We start from the raw sequence: 21,124 nt of genomic DNA on the forward strand, positions 1-21,124 counted from the left end.
ACGCCCCCGGACGTCCGAACGACAGTCGATCCTCCATTATCCCGAACCGACCGACAGGCGGCTAATCCGTGCCGGTGACCGCCTCCGCGGAAGCGATCACGTCGCGGATCAACCGACCGAAACCGTCGGCGCCGAGTTGCGGCAGCATCCCCGGGACGAGCCCGTTGAGTACTACCGAGACCAGTGCTTCGGCGGTGAGTGCACCGCCCGTCGTCGAGGCCATCGTCTCGAGCCGCTGCGCGAACTCGCCGAACGTGACGTCGCGGTCGCCGTGGCCGAACGCGACGGTATCCGGTGCGGCCGCAGCCGCTCGAGCCGCCAGATCCGGCAGGTCGGCGACCGTCCGGGCCTTCCGCGGGCGGACGGCGCGTGCGCGTTCGTCGTCGCTGCGTAGATCGATGGAGCGCAGCACGACCTGCGGGTCGTCGGTCACGACGTCGAGAACGCGGCGGAACCGTTCGATGAACACCTCGATCGTGCTGCGGTCGAACAGCGCAGTCGCGTAGGTGAACGTCACGTCCATGTCGCCCAGGAGGCCGCCGTCGGTGAACCGTTCGACGACGGTGCACTGCAGATCGAACTTGGCCTGATCTGCACCGGTCTCGAGCGGCTGCACCGCGAGCCCCGGAAGCTCGAGGACACCGGTGTCGATGTTCTGGAAGGTGAGCATCACCTGGAACAGCGGAGTGTGCGCGCTGGTGCGACGCACCCCCAATGTGTCCACGAGCCGCTCGAATGGGACGTCGGCGTTGCCGAATGCCGCCAAGTCCTTTTCCTTCGCGTGCCCGAGCAGGCCGGCGAACGTCGAGCCGCCCGCGACGCGGGTGCGCAACACGAGGGTGTTGACGAACATGCCCACGAGGTCGTCGAGTGCCTCTTCCCCGCGGCCCGCGGTCGGGGTACCGACCGTGATGTCCTCGGATCCGGACAGCCGCGACATCAACACCGCGAAGGCCGCATGCATCACCATGAATACGGTGGCGCCCTGATCACGCGCCGTCTTCTCGACACGTTGCGCGAGCGCCTCCCCCACGGCGAACGTGATCGACTCGCCCTCGGTCGACTGACGCGCAGGCCGCGGGCGGTCGGTGGGCAGCGCGAGCACCTCGGGCGCACCGGAGAGTTCGCCGGTCCAGTACGCGAGCTGGCGCGCGAGTTCACTGTCCGGATCCGCGTCGTCGCCGAGTACCGACGACTGCCACAACGTGTAATCGGCGTACTGGACGTCCAGCGGAGCCCAGTCCGGCGTCGTTCCTTCCATACGCGCGAGGTACGCGACCATCACGTCGCGGATCAGCGGGCGCATCGAATAGCCGTCCGCGCTGATGTGGTGGGCGACGACAGCTAGCACGTGCTCGCCCTCATCGGCGATCCTGAACAGCGCGACCCGCACGGGCGGGGTCTGTGCGGTGACGTCGAAACCGGTGCCGAGCACCTCGGTGAGTCGTCCGACGAGATCACCGGCCGACACCGCGATCGGTTCGAGATCGGGCATCGCCTCCGCGACGGGGAGCACGACCTGGACCGGACCGTCCTCGGTGTCGGGGTACACCGTGCGCAACACCTCGTGCCGGGCGACGACGTCTGCGACCGCGGCACGGAGCACGTCCGTGTCGAGGGCGCCGGTGAGCCGCACCGCCACCGGGATGTTGTAGACACCCGACTCGGGGTCGACCCTGTTGAGGGTCCACATGCGCTGCTGTGCCAGCGACAGCGGGATCCGATCGGGCCTCGGCCCTGCGACGAGCGCGACCCGTGCCCCGCGCCCGACGGACGGCTGGATGTGCGCCGCGAGGGCCACGATCGTCGAGGCCTCGAACACGGTGCGCACCGCGACACGAGTGTCGAGGGCCACGCCGAGCCGAGCGGACAGCTGCGTCGCCAGCAGCGAGTTGCCGCCCAGTTCGAAGAAGTCGTCGTCCAGTCCCACTCGTTCGATACCGAGCAGTTCCGCCACGGTCGCTGCGACGATTTCCTCGACCGGTGTGGTCGGCGCCCGGAAGGTACCCGCTTCGAGCTCCGGTTCGGGCAGTGCGCCACGGTCGAGCTTGCCGTTGGTGTTGAGCGGCAGGGCATCGAGAACGACGAACACGGACGGCACCATGTACGACGGCAGGCGCGCCCCGAGCCGCACCCTGAGGTCGTCGACGTCGACATCCTCGTTCGACGGCACGACGTACGCGACGAGACGATCGCCGACGTGGGCGCCACTGCGCACGAGCACCGCGACGTCGCGCACTGCGTCGAGGTCGCGGAGAACTGCTTCGATCTCGCCCAGTTCGATGCGGTAGCCCCGGACCTTGACCTGGAAGTCTGCACGCTCGAGGTATTCGAGGTGGCCTTCGCGGTTCCAGCGCACGATATCGCCGGTGCGGTACATGCGGCCACGGCCGAACGGATCGGCGACGAACCGGTCCGCGGTGAGGTCGGCGCGGTCGTGATAGCCGCGTGCGAGCTGGATGCCCGCAAGGTACAGCTCACCGGCGACGCCCGGCGGGACCGGCCGTAGCCGGTCGTCGAGAACATACACGGCGGTGTTCCACTCGGGCACACCGATGGGCACCGATACGGTGTCGTCGTCGCGCACTTCGTGGACGGTGACGGAGACCGCGGCCTCGGTCGGACCGTACAGGTTGAACAGGGCCGCCTCGTTCGATGCGCGGAACTGCTGGGCGACGGGTGCCGGAAGCGCTTCACCGATGGCGAGCACCCGTCGCAACGACGGCGATACTTCGTCTTGTGCGACGGTCATGAGCATCGACAGCATCGACGGCACCGTGTGCAAGGTCGTCACACGCTGCGCGCGCAGCAGAGTCAGCAGATAGTCGGGGTCGCGGTGACCGTCCGCCGTCGCGACCACGAGACGCGCCCCCGAGGTGAGGGCGGACCAGAACTCCCACACCGACAGGTCGAACGTCGCGATGGTCTTGAGTAGCACCGCGTCGTCCGGCCCGAGATCGAACGCGGAACGCTTCCACTCGAGCTGGTTGACGATCGCAGCGTGCGGCACCGCGACGCCCTTCGGCCGTCCGGTCGAGCCGGACGTGAAGATCACGTAGGCGGTGTTGTGTGCCCGCAGCGGCGACGTGCGATCGCGATCGGTGATCGGCGCGTCGGAGTAGTCCGACAGATCGAGGTCGTCGAGCACCACCTCGGGCACACCGGGATGCTCGATCCTGTCTGCCGCCGTGGTGACGACCGCTGCGGGAGCCGCGGTGCCGAGGATGTACGAGTTGCGTTCGGACGGCTGGTCCGGGTCGACAGGCACGTAGGCGGCGCCGGTCTTGGCGATCGCGTACATGCCGATGAGCAGCTCGGGTGAGCGGCGGGCGGCGAGCGCCACGCGGTCCTCCGGCCCGACTCCGAGACCGATCAGGTACCGGGCGAGACGATTGACGGCCGTATCGAATTCGGTGTACGTCCACTGTGCGCTCTCGTACACGAGTGCTACCGCGCCGCCGTCACGCCGGACCTGCTCGTCGAACAGGTCGACAAGCGTGCGCGAACCGTCGAGGTCGTGGTCGGTGTCGTTCCATGTGGTGAGCACGTCGTCGCGCTCGCCGGGGAGCAGCACCGCATGATCGCCGACGGGGGCGTCGGGTGCCTGCAGAACGGCACCGAGGAGCTGTTCGAACCTGGCTGCCACACCGCGAGCGGTGTCGTCGTCGAACAGATCTGTGGCGTATGTGAGAATCGCGTCGATGCCGGCGGGTGCGCCGTCGTCGTCATAGCGATCAGCGACGATCAGGTGCAGATCGAACTGGGCCGTTCCGCCCTCGAGGTCGAGCGGCGCCACCGCGAGTCCGGGCAGTTGCAGCTCCGTTCCGGCCTGGTTCTGGAACGAGAAGCCCACCTGGAACAGCGGATGACGAGCCGTCGATCGCGCCGGGTTGAGCACCTCCACGAGTCGCTCGAACGGCACATCGGCGTGCGCGAACGCCTGCAGGTCCGTCTCGCGTGCCGCTGCGAGCAGATCGGTGAACGATGTACCCGCGTCGACCTCGAGCCGGAGCACGAGAGTGTTGACGAACATGCCGATGATGTCCTCGACGGCCTGCTCGTTGCGGCCCGCGATAGGGGTGCCCACCGCGATGTCCGAGGTTCCGGACAGTCGTGCGAGCAGCGCCGCGAACGCCGCGTGCACCGCCATGAACACGGTCGCATTGTGGCTGCGCGCCAGATCTCTGAGTCCGGCGTGCACATCGGCGCCGACAACGAACTCGATGCGGTCACCGCGGAAGGACTGCTGCGCAGGCCGAGGACGGTCGAGCGGCAGGCCCAGCTGATCGGGCAGATCGGCGAGCGCATCTCGCCAGTAGCCGAGCTGCTGCGCCGCAATCGATTCCGGGTCGTTCTCCGATCCGAGTACCTCGCGCTGCCACAGAGCGTAATCGGCGTACTGCACCTGTAGCGGCGCCCACACCGGGTCGGTGCCGGAGGTGTGCGCCGCGTACGCAGTGACGAGGTCGCGCACGAGCGGAACCATCGACGAGCCGTCGGCACTGATGTGATGCACCACGACCGCGAGCACATGCTCGTCGTCGTCGACGCGCAGCAGTTGCATGAGCACCGGCACTTCGGAGGTCACGTCGAAGGTCGTCGCGGCGATATGCCGCAGGCGTGTCTCGAGATTGCCCGCGTCGATGTCCACCGGGGTGAGGTCGACGTGCACCAGCGAGGCAGGAAGGATTTTCTGCGCCGGACCGTCGCCGGTCTCGGGGTACTCGGTGCGCAGCGACTCGTGTCGCGCCACCAGGTCGGTGACAGCGGACTGCAGTGCTGCGGCGTCGAGTTCCCCGGTCAACCTCAAGGCAAACGGAATGTTGTACGCCGTCGACTCCGGATCGAACCGGTTCAAGAACCACATCCGCTGCTGCGCGGGCGACAACGGCACCCGCACCGGACGCGGCCCCGCCACGAGCGGAACCCGCCCACCACGACCCGACTCCTGCTCCACCCGCGCCGCCAACGCCGACACCGTCGACGCCTCGAACAACGCACGCACCGGAACCTGCGCATCCAACGCCGCACCGAGCCGCGACACCACCTGCGTCGCGATCAGCGAGTTACCACCGAGAGCGAAGAAATCATCGTCCGTGCCCACCCGCTCGACACCGAGCACATCGGCGAACACACCCGCCACGATCTCCTCGATCGGAGTGGACGGCGCACGGAACTCACGCGTCTCGAACGCCGGCTCCGGCAGTGCCCGACGATCCAGCTTGCCGTTGACCGTCAACGGGATCGAATCGATCACCACGAACGCGGACGGCACCATGTATTCGGGCACCACCGCACCCACACCGTCGCGCAGCGCTTCCAGCTCGACCGAAACACCCTCGGCAGGAACCACATACGCAACGATCCGCGCAGCACCCGGCGCATCCTCACGCACGATCACCGCAGCCTGCGCCACCTGGGCCTGCGCCAACACCGCCGCCTCGACCTCACCGAGTTCGATACGGAAACCACGGATCTTGACCTGGTCGTCGGCACGCCCCAGATACTCGAGATCTCCCGAGACCACCCAGCGCGCCACATCACCGGTGCGATACAACAACGCACCGTCCGAAGAGAACGGATCGGCCACGAACCGCGTCGACGACAACTCGGACCGGCGCAGATAACCACGCGCGAGCTGACCACCACCGACGTACATCTCCCCCGCGACCCCCACCGGTACCGGCTGAAGACGCCTGTCCAACACATACACACGCAGACCCGCGATCGGCACGCCGACAACACTCGCAGATCCCACCTCGGCGAGCTCAGCACCGATCTCCCGGTACGACACATGCACCGTCGTCTCGGTGATGCCGTACATATTGACCAAACGCGGCGCAGTGCTGATCTCCGGTCGCTGCGCTCGCCCGGCATCCCCGTGTCGCTCGAACCACCCCGCCAAACGACGCGGCTCGAGTGCCTCACCACCGAAAATCACATACCGCAGCGCGAAATCCGCACTATCGGAGGCCACACGATCGGCCTCGGCAAGCTGATAGAACGCCGACGGCGTCTGGTTCAGCACCGTCACCCGCTCACGAACCAGCAACTCCCGGAACGCTTCCGGCGACCTCGACGTGAAGTAATCGACCACCACCAAGGTCCCGCCGTACAACAACGGACCCCACAGCTCCCACACTGAGAAGTCGAACGCATAGCTGTGGAACATCGTCCATACATCCGACGAACCGAACCCGTACACCGACTCCGTGTTGACCATCAACCGCACCGCGTTGCGATGCGGAATCAACACACCCTTCGGCCGGCCCGTCGAACCAGACGTGTAGATCACATACGCGAGGTTCGTCGAACCGAGCGTCGCTCGACGCTCCGCGTCGAGGATCGGCGCATCGTCCACCCCGGACAGATCGACCCGGTCGAGTTCGATGACCGGAACACCGCTCGGGAACGAAACATCCTCACCGGAATGCGTCACGACCGCGACAGGCCGCGCATCCGACACCAGGAACTCGATGCGCTCGGCGGGCGAGTTCGGGTCGACCGGCAGATAACCGCCACCGGCTTCGAGCACCGCAAGCAGCGCCACCACCAGATCGGCCGACCGCGGTAGCGTCACCGCCACCAACGACTCAGGCCCAACCCCGACGTCGATCAGATGCCGCGCCAGACGACGCACCCGCGAGCCGAGTTCGCGATAGGACACCGACTCGTCACCGAACCGCACCGCCACCGCATCACCACGTGCGGCGACCTGCGCCTCGAACATGTCCACCAGCGTCACATCCGCCGGCGCCACGTCATCGCCCAGCGAATTCCACCGCGACACGACGAGCTCGCGCTCGAAGTCATCGAGGATCCCGATGTCACCGACCACAACCGCCGGATCCTCCACGACCGCCCGCAGAATCCGCAGCAGCTGCTCCGCGAACGCGGCGACACGCAGGTCGTCGAACAGATCGGTGGCGTAGGTGATCGCGAAATCCATTCCGCCTGCGCCGTTGTCGGCAGTGATCGATCCTGCACCGATCGCGTCGGCGAAGGTGAACTGCAAGTCGAATTTCGCCAAGGGGGCTTCGTACTCGAACGCGCTCGCGGTGATCCCATCGAGTTCGAAATCCACCGCGCCCGTGTTCTGGAACGTCAGGGCCACCTGGAACAGCGGATGCCGCGCCTGCGACCGTTCGGGATCGATGATCTCCACGAGCCGTTCGAACGGAACGTCGGCGTGCGCGAAAGCGTCGAGGTCGGTCTCGCGGACCTGGGCGAGCAGCTGCTCGAACGGCACGTCGTTCTCGAACGTGGTGCGCAGCACCAGGGTGTTGACGAACATGCCGACCAGGTCGTCGAGTGCTGCCTCGCCGCGGCCGGCGATCGGTGTGCCGATCGAGATGTCGTCGGTGTCCGACAGCCTCGACAACAGCACGCTCAGGGCCGCGTGAATCACCATGAACAACGAGGTGTTGTGCTCGCGCGCGAGCGTATGGAGGCGTGCATGCAGCGTGGGGTCGATCCGGAAACTGCTGGTCCGGCCCTCACCGGTCGCGGTCTCGGGCCGCAACCGGTCGGAGGGAAGATCCAGCTGATCCGGAATTCCGGCGAGCTGCGAGGTCCAGTACTCGATCTGCTCCGAGAGAACCGATTCGGGGTCGTCCTCGGAGCCGAGCACGTCGCGTTGCCACAGGGAGTAGTCGGGGTACTGAACTGTGAGCGGCGGCCAGGCGGGCGGCTCGCCGTGCGTCCGCGACGCGTAGGCCACCATGATGTCGCGCGCGAGCGGACGCAGCGAGAATCCGTCGGATGCGATGTGGTGCACCACGAGGAACAGCACGTGGTCGCGTGGGCCGAGTTCGAACAACACCACCCGCATCGGGACCTCGGCAGTGACGTCGAATCCCGTTGCGGTGAGTTGCTCGGCTCGCACGAGCAGCGACGCCTCGTCGACGCTCTCGGTGATCAGCTCCACAGCGTGCGAGGCAAGGACGGACTGGTGCCCGACACCGTCGACGTCCGGATAGATCGTGCGGAGCGATTCATGACGCTCGACGACGTCGCCGAGCGCGGCGGACAGCGCCTCCAAGTCGAGAGTGCCGGTAAGTCGGACACCGACCGGAATGTTGTTCACCGCAGAGGCGGTGTCGAACCGGTTGAGGAACCACATGCGCTGCTGAGCAGGAGACAGCGGAATCAGCTCGGGGCGGGAGCGGCGGACAAGCTCGGGCCGGGTTGCGGTTCCGTCGGCGTGCTCGGCGCGCAGCGCGAGCGCTTCGACGGTCGGGGCATCGAAGAGCGCGCGCACGGGTATCCGTGTGCCCAGCGCTTCACCGAGACGAGCGACCACCTGCGTCGCCACGAGCGAGTTACCGCCGAGCGCGAAGAAATCGTCGTCACGGCCCGCTCGGGGAATCCCGAGTACCTGCGCGAAGACTCCCGCGACGATCTCCTCCACAGGAGTGCGCGGTGGCATGAACTCGCGGACCTCGAAAGTCGGGGCGGGCAGCGCATTTCGATCGATCTTGCCACTGGCATTGAGCGGGAACGCGTCGAGGGCCACAATCGCCGACGGGACCATGTAGGACGGCAGCACCTGCGCGAGCTCGGTCTTCATGTCGAGTGGGTCGACGGTGGTCCCGGAGGTAGGCACCACATACGCTACGAGCTGCGGGCCGGCGCCGGGGTCATCGCGGACGATCGTTACGGCCTGCCGCACCCCGCTCACTCCGACGAGGGCGGACTCGACCTCGCCGAGCTCGATCCGGAGGCCGCGCAGCTTGACCTGTCGATCGGTACGTCCGAGATATTCGAGTTCGAGCGTCTCGATCGACGGAGAGCCGGGCTCCCCGGACGTAACCGGAACCCATTTGACGAGGTCGCCGGTCCGGTACATGCGCGCACCGACCGTCGAACGCGGATCTGCCACGAATCGCTCCGCGGTCAGATCCGCCCGGCCATGGTAGCCGCGGGCGAGCTGAACACCGGTGAGATAGAGCTCTCCCGCCACGCCGACCGGAACCGGACGCAGTCGCGAGTCGAGCACGAGCACATCTGTGTTCCACACTGGGCGACCGATCGGCACGACCCGCTCTTCGCCTGCCTCTGCGGTCCGAAATACGGTTTGCACCGTCGCTTCGGTCGGCCCGTAGACGTTGTGCACGGGCGCATCCCCGAGTTCCGCGAACCTGGCGGTGCTGTTGGCCGAAAGCGCCTCGCCGCCGCAGAACACATGGTTCAACGAGGCCGCCGCTGTCTGCTCGAGATATTCGAGGACCGCGTCGAAGACAGTGGGCACGAACTGCACCACGGTGGTGGCGGTATTGGCGATCTCCGCCGCCAGTCGAGCAGGATCACGGTGGAGATCCGGGGATCCCACGACGATGGAGGCACCGGTGTGCAGCGGAAGGAATATTTCCCAGACCGACGCATCGAAGGTCACGGGAGTCTTGAGCAGAACTGCGTCGGACTCCGTGAATGCGAACCGGTCCTGCATCCACAGCATCTGGTTGACGACCGAAGCGTGGGTCACGCCGACACCCTTGGGCCTGCCGGTGGATCCTGACGTGTACAGCACGTACGCGAGGTTCTCGGCGCGTAGGGGCGCGAGGCGGTCGGCGTCGGTCAGCGGCGTGTCGTCGAATCCGGAGAGGTCGAGTGCGTCGACATCGCACGTGGCAGCCGAGGTCTCGGCGCACACAGATGCCGCAGACCCAGCGGTGAGGAGCAGCGACGGCGCCGAGGACTCGAGAATGTACTCGATGCGTTCGGAGGGCTGGTCGGGATCGACCGGTACATACGCACCACCCGCGGCGATCACCGCGTGTATGGCGACAACCAGGTCGGCTGAACGGCTCAGCGCGACCCCCACACGGGTATCGGGACCGACGCCGCGGTCGACGAGGTAGCGAGCGAGCCGGTTGACGTCGCGCCCGAACTCCCGATATGTCCGCGGTGCGCCGAGTGCGTCGGTGCCCGGGATCAGCGCCTGAGCATCCGGAGTTCGTGCCACCTGCCGGTCGACCAGGTGGGGCAGCGTGACCGCGGAGTCGATGTGGTGTTCGGGTCCGTGGGATGCCGACTCGACCGCCGCGAGTTCGTTGCCGGTGAGCAGCGGAAGGTCGCCTACCGGCAATGCCGGTGTGCCCGTGACCGCCTCGAGCAACGAGAGGAAGCGCTCGCCCATGCCTGCGACGGTCGAGGCATCGAACAGATCTGTGGCATAGGAGAATTCGACCGAGTATCCGCCGTCCGAGCTGTTGTCGAGCGGGACGTCGAGAACGGTCACGACGAGATCGAACTTCGACATGCCGCTGTCCAGCGGAATGTTGGACACAGCCATGCCCGGTAGTTCGAGCGACACCTGGCCGACGTTCTGGAATGCGAGCATCACCTGGAACAACGGATTGTGGGCCTGGCTGCGGACGGGCGCGAGCACATCGACGAGCCGCTCGAACGGGATCTCGGCGTGCGCGAAAGCGCCCAGATCCGACTCACGCACGTGGGCGAGGAGTTCGCCGAAGGTTTCCGCCGGATCGACACGCGTGCGTAGTACGAGGGTGTTGACGAACATGCCGATCAGACCGTCGAGGGCCCGGTCACCGCGACCGGCCACCGGGGTACCGATCGTGATGTCGTCCGATGTTCCGAGTCGTGCAAGAAGTACTGCGAGCACAGCGTGGACCACCATGAATTCTGTGGTGCGCTGCTCGTGTGCCAACCTGTCGATCGCGGCTCGCAGATCGGCACCGATCTCGAATCGGTGCACCGCCCCTGCGTTGGTGGCCACCGCCGGGCGGGGACGGTCGGTGGGCAGTTCGAGGCTCGCGGGTACTCCGTCGAGCGCGTCGATCCAATACCGGATCTGCTGGGAGATCAGCGAGTCCTGATCGTCTTCGGACCCGAGGACCTCGCGTTGCCACAGCGTGTAGTCGGCGTACTGCACCTGCAGCGGTTCCCAAGCCGGATCGTCCCCGGTCGAGCGTGCCGCGTAGGCGATCATGATGTCTCGCGTGAGCGGAACCATCGAGAACCCGTCCGCGGCGATGTGGTGCAGGACCGCCACCAGCAGATGCTCCTCCGGTCCGAGCTCGAGCAGGCAGACAGCGAAGGGAACTTCATGCGCCACGTCGAACGCGATGCCTGCGAGCCTACGCAGCGCATCGGGGGCGTCGGCTTCGGTCGTGGGAACGGTCTCCAGCGCGATCGCGACGTCGCCCGGTGCGAGGATCTTCTGGTAGCCGTAACCGTCGACATCCGGGTAGATGGTGCGCAGCGATTCGTGCCGCGCCACGACGTCCCGCAACGCCTCCTCGAGCGCAGGGACATCGAGCTTGCCCGACAACCGCACCGCAACCGGGATGTTGTTCACCGAGGAGTCGGGGTCGAAACGGTTGAGGAACCACATCCGTTGCTGCGCCAGCGACAGGGGCACCCGGGCCGGGCGATCCTGCGCGATCAACGGGATCCGGTCCGCCTCGGCGGAACCGGACTCGGCGGCGACGGCCAGAGACTCGACGGTCGACGCCTCGAAGATCGTGCGCAGCGGCAGGCGATGACCGACAGCCTCACCGATCCGCGACACTACCTGCGTCGCAATCAGCGAGTTACCTCCGAGCGCGAAGAAGTCGTCGTCGAGTCCGACTCGATCGAGCCCGAGCACCTCTGCGATGACCGTGGCCACGATCTGCTCGACGGGTGTGCTCGGGGCCCGGAACTCCTTGACCTCGAAAACGGGCTCCGGCAGGGCTTTACGATCGAGCTTGCCCGCGGGGCTCAACGGCAGCCGGTCGAGCACAACATACGCGGTGGGCACCATGTACGCGGGCAGCCGAGTCGTCAGAGACCGCGAGATCGCCGCAGTATCGAGCGCAGCCTCGGTCCCACCGACGAGATATGCGACGAGTTGCTCACCCGAACGCGGATCCGATCGCACCAGGACCACAGCGTGGGTCACGTCCCCGGTTTCTACGAGGGCAGCTTCGATCTCACCCAGCTCAATCCGCAGTCCCCGCAGTTTCACCTGGAAATCGGTACGACCGATGTATTCGAGTTCCCCGGAACGACGGCCCCACTTGACGAGGTCACCGGTTCGGTACAGTCGCTCCCCCGCCACATACGGCGAGGCGACGAACCGTTCGGCAGTCAGATCCGGGCGCGTCACGTATCCCCGCGCCAACTGCACACCCGCCAGATACAGCTCGCCCGCAACCCCCACCGGGACAGGTCGGAGCCGACCGTCGAGGACATAGACAGCGGTGTTCCACACCGGCAGGCCGATCGGGACCGACACCGTGTCGGCCCGGGTGACCTCGTGATAGGTCACATCGACCGCCGCCTCGGTGGGCCCGTACAGGTTGTGCAAGCGCGCCTGGGGCAGGGCCGTGCGCAGACGAGTCGCGACGGCAGCCGACAGCGCCTCCCCCGAGGCGAATACAGCACGCAGCGTCGAGACGTTCTCGACACCGGATGCTGCTACGAACACCGCGAGCATCGACGGCACGAAATGCGCCACCGACACCGAAGTCTCGATCATCGTCCGCACGAGATAGTCCGGGTCGCGGTGACCGTCGGGGGCCGCGATCACGAGCCGTGCGCCCACCTGCAACGGCCAGAAGAATTCCCACACCGACACGTCGAATGTGAACGGCGTCTTCTGCAGAACGATGTCGTCGCCGCCGAGTCCGTACTGGTCCTGCATCCACAGAAGGCGGTTCACGATAGCGGCGTGCGAGATCGCGACGCCCTTCGGCCGGCCCGTCGACCCCGACGTGAACAACACATACGCCGCATTCGACGACCGCAACGGCGCCGAACGCTCTGCGTCCGTCACCCCCGCATCGGAGAACTCCGACACATCGAGCCCGTCGAGTTCGACCGAAAGCACACGATCGTCGGCAAACGCGTCACGCGAGGTCGTCAGCACGACCACCGGAGCAGCAGTATCGAGAATGTACCCGTTGCGATCGGCAGGCTGATCCGGATCCAACGGCACATACGCACCACCGGCCTTGACGATCGCATACATCCCGACCAGCAGATCCAACGATCTGCGCACAGCCAGACCCACCGTCGACTCGGGCCCCACACCCACCGAAATCAAATACCGTGCAACACGATTCACACGAGAATCGAACTCCGCGAACGTCAACGACCGACCCTCGAACTCGAGCGCCACCGCACCCGGAGTCCGGCGCACCTGCGCCTCGAACAGATCCACCAACGTCGACGACGACTCGACCTCGCACGCGGTGTCGTTCCACCGCTCCAACACCAGAGACCGTTCATCACCATCGAGCAGATCGATGTCACCGACCCGCGCTGTCGGATCCGCGACGACCGCTTCGAGCACTCGCACGAAACGGTCGGCGAATCCCCGCGCGGTAGCGGCATCGAACAGATCGGTCGCGTACGTGAACGCAGCTCCGAGTCCGTTGGGCGTACCGTCGCCGTCGAACGCCTCGGTCAAGGTCAGTTGCAGATCGAACTTCGCGACGGCCGAGTCGATGTCGACGACGTCGAGGGTCAGTCCCCGCAGGTCGATGCGCGACGCACGAAGGTTCTCGAACGACAGCATCACCTGGAACAACGGATGCCGCGCCGTCGATCGCTCCGGATTCAGTACCTCGACGAGACGCTCGAAGGGCACATCCGCGTGCCCGAACGCACCGAGCGCACTGTCGCGGGCCCGAGCAAGATGGTGGATGAACTCGTCGGCCGCGTCGACCTCGGTGCGCAGCACGAGGGTGTTGACGAACATGCCGATCAGGTCGTCGAGTGCCTGCTCACCACGGCCGGCCACGGGGGTACCGATCGCAATGTCGTCCTGCCCGGACAGACGCGACAGCATCACCGACAGGGCAGCGTGCACCACCATGAACAGCGACGCATTACGCGTGCGCGCGAGATCGACCAGACCTCGGTGCAATTCGGGATCGATCCGGAATTCCACCATCGCCCCGGCGTACGACTGCTGACTCGGCCGCGGCCGGTCCGCAGGAAGGTCGAGCTGGTCGGGGATTCCTGCCAAGGTGCGACGCCAGTAGTCGAGTTGACGCGAGATCAGCGACTGCTCATCATTCTCGGAGCCGAGGATCTCCCGCTGCCACAGCGTGTAGTCGGTGTACTGAACGGGCAACGGTGCCCACGACGGTTCTTCCCAGTCGGTCCGCGCCGTGTACGCAACCATGATGTCGCGCGCCATCGGACCGATCGACCAGCCGTCCGCAGAGATGTGGTGCACCACAACGACGAGGACATGCTCCGAGTCGCCGAGCTCGAAGAGCTCGGCCCGGATCGGGACATCGGAGGTCACGTCGAGACCCGTGGAGGCGAGGCGGCGAACAGCCTCGGGCAGTTCGCCGGCCGCGATCACGGTCGGGGTCAGGTCGGGAACGACTTCAGCGGCGGCACGAACGACCTGGTGCGGACCCTCGGGCGAGTCCGGGAAGACGGTACGCAGCGACTCGTGACGGTCGATGACATCCATGATCGACACCTGCAGGGCAGCGACGTCGAGTTCGCCGCGCAACCGCAGCGCCATCGGCAGGTTGTAGGTCGCCGATTGGGTGTCGAAGCGATTGAGGAACCACATGCGCTGTTGTGCGAGCGAGAGCGGGACCCGTTCGGGCCGAGGCATCTTCGCCAGCGCTATACGCGCACCGCGGCCGGCTTCCTGCTCGACCCGCACGGCGAGTGCAGCGACGGTGGTGGACTCGAACAGAGCTCGCACCGGAACCTGAGCGTCGAGCGCGACACCGAGTCGCGAGACCACCTGCGTCGCGAGTAAGGAGTTACCGCCGAGTTCGAAGAAGTCGTCGTCGAGCCCGACGACCTGCAGGCCGAGGACGTCGGCGAACACCGTTGCGACGGTCTCTTCGATCGGGGTGGTCGGCGCCCGGAACTCACGGTAGGTGATGACGAGTTCCGGTTCGGGCAGTGCCCGCCGGTCGAGCTTCCCGATCGGAGTGAGGGGAACCTCGTCGAGAACGATGATCTGGGCCGGAACCATGTAGGAGGGCAGCGAGAGACCCACGTGGCGTGTGAGGTCTGCAGTGTCGACACCGGTGGCGTCGATACCGGGAGCGGGATGCACATACGACACCAGAGCCGTTTGACCCGAGGGCATTTCGTGTCCAACGGTGGCCGCGAAGTCCACCAGGTCGTGGGTCAGCAATGCCGCATCGATCTCACCGAGTTCGATGCGGTAACCGCGGACCTTGACCTGGAAATCGGATCGGCCGGTGAAGACCAGCCGATCGTCATCGTTCCAGCGCACGATGTCGCCGGTGCGGTACATGCGGTCGCCGAGATCGCCGAACGGGTTCGCGACGAAACGGTCTGCCGTGAGCGACCCGCGACGATGATAGCCGCGAGCAAGCGCGTGCCCTGCGAGGTACAGCTCGCCCGACACTCCGGCAGGCACCGGCCGCAGACGTCGATCGAGTACGTAGGCGACCACTCCAGCAACAGGAGTGCCAACGGTAATCGGACCGTCGGCCGTCAGCTCGGCGCGGGTGGACACGATTGTCGTCTCGGTCGGCCCGTACGCATTGAAGAAACGGCGACCCGGCGCCCAGCGGGCGACGAGATCCGCGGTGGAGGCGTCACCACCGACATTGAGGGTGCGGAGCGACTCCAGACCGGCCGGGTCGACCGATCCGAGTACCGCCGGGGTGATGACGGCGTGGGTGACCTTCGTGGCCTCGATGAGCGCGCGAAGCTCACCGCCGCCGTAGATCGTGGGCGGAGTGACGACGAGTTCGGCGCCTGTGGCTCCCGTGAGCGTCCAGTCGAGCACCGACGGGTCGAAGCTCGGCGAACAGATGTGGAGGATCCGCGAATCCGCGGTGACCTCGTAGAGCTCGACGGATTCACGGACGAGTCCGGACAGCCCGGTGTGGGTGACTGCGACGCCCTTCGGTCTACCCGTTGAACCCGAGGTGTAGATGACGTACGCGGTGTGATCCGGACGGAGCGTGCGGATCCGGTCAGCGTCCCCGACGGGAGCACTGGAGAGGGTCGCGCATTCTGCGACGAACGCGTCGCTGCCGAGATCGATCCAGTCGACGACGGCGGGGAGCATGCCGATTCGCTCGGCCGTCGTCAGACCCGTCAGAGCTCCCGAGTCGTCGAGCATGTGGGCGATACGCTCGGCCGGATGTTCGGGATCGACGGGCAGGTACGCTGCACCGGTCTTCGCCACCGACCAGACACCGAGAAGCATTTCCCAGGAGCGTGGAAAAGCCAGCGCCACAATTTCTTCCGGTCCGGCACCTCTGGCGATGAGGTAGCGTGCGATCCTATTCGACATGTCGTCGAGCTCGCGGTAGGTGATCGCCGTATCGCCGTCGCGCACCGCGATGCGGTCTGGATGGAGCCGGCCCCCTTCGACCAGGAGGTCGACGAGGGTGACGTGCTCGGTGACGACGGCGCCGTGGGTCGCGACCAGGCGGTCGACCTCACCGGGAGACAAGATCTCGAGGTCACCCACTGGGGTTGTGGGGTCGGTGACGACACCATCGAGAATGCGAACGAATCGTTCACCGAACGTGGCGACGGTGGCCTCGTCGAACAGGTCGGTGGCGAACTCGAAGACCGCTCCGAGCCCCGCCGGCCGCCCGGCGTCGTCGAGCCGCTCGGTGACCCAGAGCTGGATGTCGAATTTCGAGATGGGCATGTCGAGTTCGGTGCCCACAGCATGAACACCGGCGAACGACACGTCACGCGCGTGCGCCGGTTCGAGCGACAGCGCCGCCTGGAAGAGCGGGTGCCGAGCGGTGGATCGTGTGGGGTTGAGTACCTCGACGAGCCGCTCGAACGGAACATCGGCGTTCGAGAACGCGGTGAGGTCGGTTCCACGGACGTCGCCGAGGAACTCTTCGAACGAGGAACCGGGATCGATCCGGCTGCGCAACACGAGGGTGTTGACGAACATGCCGATCAGGTCGTCGAGTTCCTTCTCGCCACGACCCGCGACAGCGGTGCCGATCGCGATGTCACCGGACCCGCTCAGCCGGGAAAGCAGCACCGCGTAAGCGGCGTGCACGACCATGAACAGTGATGCGTGATGAGTACGTGCGAGATCAACCAGGCGCCTGTGGGTTTCGGCGTCGATGTCGAATCGGTACTTGGATCCGCCGTAGCTTGCGACCGCGGGTCGCGGCCGATCGGACGGAAGATCGAGCTGATCGGGAAGCCCGTCGAGCTCCTCGATCCAGTAGGCAATCTGCTTTGCAGCAGCCGATTCCGAGTCGGATTCGATGCCGAGCGCGTCACGTTGCCATATCGCATAGTCGGCGTACTGGATCGGCAGCGGCGCCCACTGCGGCGCGTGCCCCTCCGCGCGCGCCGAGTAGGCGGTGACGACGTCACGAGCGAACGGACCGAACGACGATCCGTCGGACGCGATGTGGTGCAACACCATCGCGAGGACGTAGGTCGCCGACCGGTCACGGCTGTCGGGAGCGATCCGGTACAGGGCCACCCGGAAAGGAACATCGGTCGTGACGTCGAAACCACGGCCTGCCATCTCGAGGACGGCAACCTGGAGTCCCGCTTCGTCGACCTCCAATGGTTCGAGGACCGAGGTGACCTGATCGGCAGGCAGGATCACCTGGCGGGGTTCACCGTCGACCTCGGGGTAGACGGTCCGCAGCGTCTCGTGCCGATGCACTACGTCAGCGAAACCATCGGACAGCGCGCGTGGGTCCACATCACCGGTGAGGCGAACTGTGAACGGCAGGTTGTATGCCGCGGTCGTGGTATCGAACCGGTTGATGAACCAGATGCGCTGCTGCGCGGTCGAAAGAGGCAGGACCTCGGGCCGTGGCCGCGCCACCAACGCACGCCGTGCACCCGATCCGATCTGCTTCGCGACCCGGGTGGCGAGACCCACCACGGTCGATGCTTCGAACAGTGCGCGCACCGGAATCCGAGTGTCGAGCGCGGCACCGATGCGAGAGACGACCTGGGTGGCAACGAGAGAGTTTCCGCCGAGTTCGAAGAAGTCGTCGTCGAGACCCACCCGCTCGACACCGAGGACCTCGCCGAACGCAGCGGACACCGCCCGTTCCGCAGGGGTCCGGGGTTCGCGGAAGGTACGGGTACTGCTGAAGACCGGCTGCGGCAGCGCTTTACGATCGAGCTTGCCGCTGGTGTTGAGCGGCAGTTCCTCTAGCACCATCAGCGACGCCGGAACCATGTACGACGGCAACGCGCGCTCTGCGTGATCTGCGAGGTCGGCGACCTCGATCGTCGCTGCCGGGGTGGGCACCACATACCCGACGAGCTGATCCCCGGTGGGCGTCTGCACCACGAGCACGACGGCTTGCGAGACGTCGTCGTGCGAGAGCAGAACCGCTTCGATCTCACCGAGTTCGATGCGCTGACCGCGGAACTTCACCTGGAAATCGGTGCGCCCGATGTAGTCGAGGAGGCCGTGGTCGCCCTCGGGCGACACCCAGCGCACCAGGTCGCCGGTTCGGTACATCCGGTCGCCGGGCGCACCGAAGGGATCGGCAAGGAACCGATCGGAGGTCAGGTCCGGCCGGTCGAGGTACCCGCGAGCGAGTTGAACGCCAGTGAGATAAAGCTCTCCCGGACGCCCCACCGGGACGGGACGGAGGCGCCGGTCGAGGACGTAGACACGGCTGTTCCACTGCGGCATACCGATCGGGACACTGTGCACGTCGCCCGGTCCGGCGCGGTGATAGGTGATCGACACCGCGGCTTCCGTTGGCCCGTAGAGGTTGTGCAGGTCTGCAGAGCACAACCCGGCGAAGTCGGCAGCCGTCTCCGAGGGCAGCGCCTCGCCGATCACGAAGACATGGCGCAGCGTGTCGCAACTGCCTTCGGGGGCATTGGCCACGAACACGGTGAGCATCGAGGGCACGAAGTCGGTGAGCGTCACCCGGTGCTCGGCGATCTTGTTCGCGACGTAGACGGGGTCGCGGTGCCCCTCAGGGGTGGCGATCACGAGAGTCGCGCCCACTCGCAACGGCATGAAGAAGCCCCACAATGACACATCGAACGTGGTTGCGGTCTTCTGCAGGTAGACGTCAGTGGAGACAACGTCGTACTGGTCGTTCATCCACTGGATCTGGTTGTCGATCGCAGCATGACCGACTGCGACGCCCTTGGGGCGGCCCGTGGATCCGGACGTGAAGATCACGTACGCGGTGGTGTCGGGCCGCACGGGTCCGAGACGTTCCGAATCGGTGAGCGGACCACCGTCGCGCGAACGATGGTCGAACGTGTCGATCTCGACTATCGGCGCTGTGTCGGGGAGCCCGGCGCGGTCGCGCGAGGTGGTGAGCACTGCCACCGGTTTCGCGGTATCGAGAATGTACTCGGTGCGGTCGGAGGGGTGGTCGGGGTCGAGTGGTACCCACGCGCCGCCCGCTTCGAGGATGGCGTACATGCCGACCAGGAGCTCGAGAGACCGGCGAACAGAGAGACCGACGAGCGATTCCGGGCCGACGCCACGGTCGATGAGCTCGCGGGCAAGTGAGTTTGCCCGCTGCGCGAACTCGCCGTAGGTCAGCGACTCACTCTCGTAGACCAGTGCGGTCGCGTCGGGAGTTGCGGCAGCCCGGTCCCGGAACTCGGCGAGCAGTGTGCGCTGTTGGGTCGCGTGATCGGTGCGGTTCCAATCGACCACGACACGGTCGAGTTCGGCGCTTGCGGCGAGCGGGATGTCCCAGACGAGCCGATCGGCGTCGGACGCGACGAAGCGGTCGAAGAACTCGACGAATCGCGCATGGTTGGCACGTGCCTGTTCGGCCGCGTAGAGGTTGGGATTGGACTCGAAGTCGATGTGAACGCGGTTGCCGTCGCTCTTGTAGACGTTGACTCCGAGGTCTTCGATGAGACCGGTCGACAGGATATTGATGTGCCCGACCATGTCGCCGAGGCGAATCTCGTTCTCGAACAGCATGATGTTGACCCACGGACCGAAGAACGTGGACTGCGCCCCGGCCGAATTGTCACGATCGCGGACGATGTCCTCGTGCCGGTAGCGCTGGTGCCTCAAGGCTCCGGACACTGCGGCACCCGAGGCGGCGATCAGGTCGTGGACGGTGGTGTCGTCGGTGACATCCAGGCGCAGCGGAACGACGTTCGAGACCATGCTGCCGGACCGGCGCAGCACCGCGGTCGTCCTCGCGGCGACAGGCAGACTCAGCACGACATCGGTACGACCCGTCATCTGCGCGACGTACGCCGCGAACGCAGCCACGACGGCCGTCGCGAGACTCGCCCCCTCACGCTCGGCGAGTACGTCGACGTGGTGTTCGGTGTCGTCGGTCAGCGCGGCGCTGTCGATGCGGCTGACGGGGGCCGGCGCTGCCGCGCGGTCGGCCAGACTCGACGGTTCGTCGATACCCTCGATCTGTCCCGCCCAGTACTCGCGATCGTCGGCGAACCGTTTCGAGTCGCGGTAGTCCATCTCGACGTCGTAGACCTTGCGCAGGTCCGACGCGCGGTTCGGGCTGGCCTCGATCCCTTCCACGGCCGCGGTGTACAACTCCGCGATCCGGGTCATGAAGGTCGCGGCAGCGAACCCGTCGAGTGCGAGATGGTGGACGCGGTTGTACCAGAAGTAACGGGTCTCGCCGATGCGGAGCACCGTTGCGGATATGAGCCGATCACGGAGTACGTCGACGGGCCGACTGCGGTCCTCGCGCATCCACGTGAGCGCAGCCGAACGAGGATCTTCTTCGCCCCGCAGATCCACGTATCCGAGCGGGGCGTCCAATGCAGGATCGACGAGCTGATAGGGATGCGCGTCCACCTCGATGAAGCGGAGGAACCCCGACCCGGTTTCGAGGGCGGCACGGGCACTGGATTCGCGAAGTACGTCGAGATCCAGATCCCCATCGAGTTCGACATACTGGGCGATATTGGCTGGCACCGTCGGGTCGACGTGCTGGGCGAACCACATGCCCAGCTGTGCCGGCGAGAGGGGAAACGCACCGGGCGGCACCGCTGCCGCACTCGTCCTCTTCGTTTCCGCGCCGCCGATACCCAGCGAGTCCAAACCCCAACCTTCCTCTCACCGTCGGACGACGACCGACCTGCGCACCGACCTGCGGAGCACATCACCGTACCCCGCGTATATCTGCAGATCAGGTGAGGATCGTTACGGCGAGCCCGGCAGCGGGATGCCCCACTG

1 protein-coding gene is annotated in these 21,124 nt (G+C 66.2%); it reads right to left on the minus strand.

The genetic code is table 11. The features are described from left to right. Positions 1-61 precede the first annotated feature (61 nt). The gene (locus tag ACSYG9_RS01885) at positions 62-20,989 is read right to left on the minus strand and encodes a non-ribosomal peptide synthase/polyketide synthase (RefSeq protein ID WP_454840948.1); all 20,928 of its coding nucleotides are present in this window, start codon (positions 20,987-20,989) and stop codon (positions 62-64) included. Positions 20,990-21,124 lie beyond the last annotated feature (135 nt).

The organism is Rhodococcus sp. SJ-2 (genome assembly GCF_053750035.1).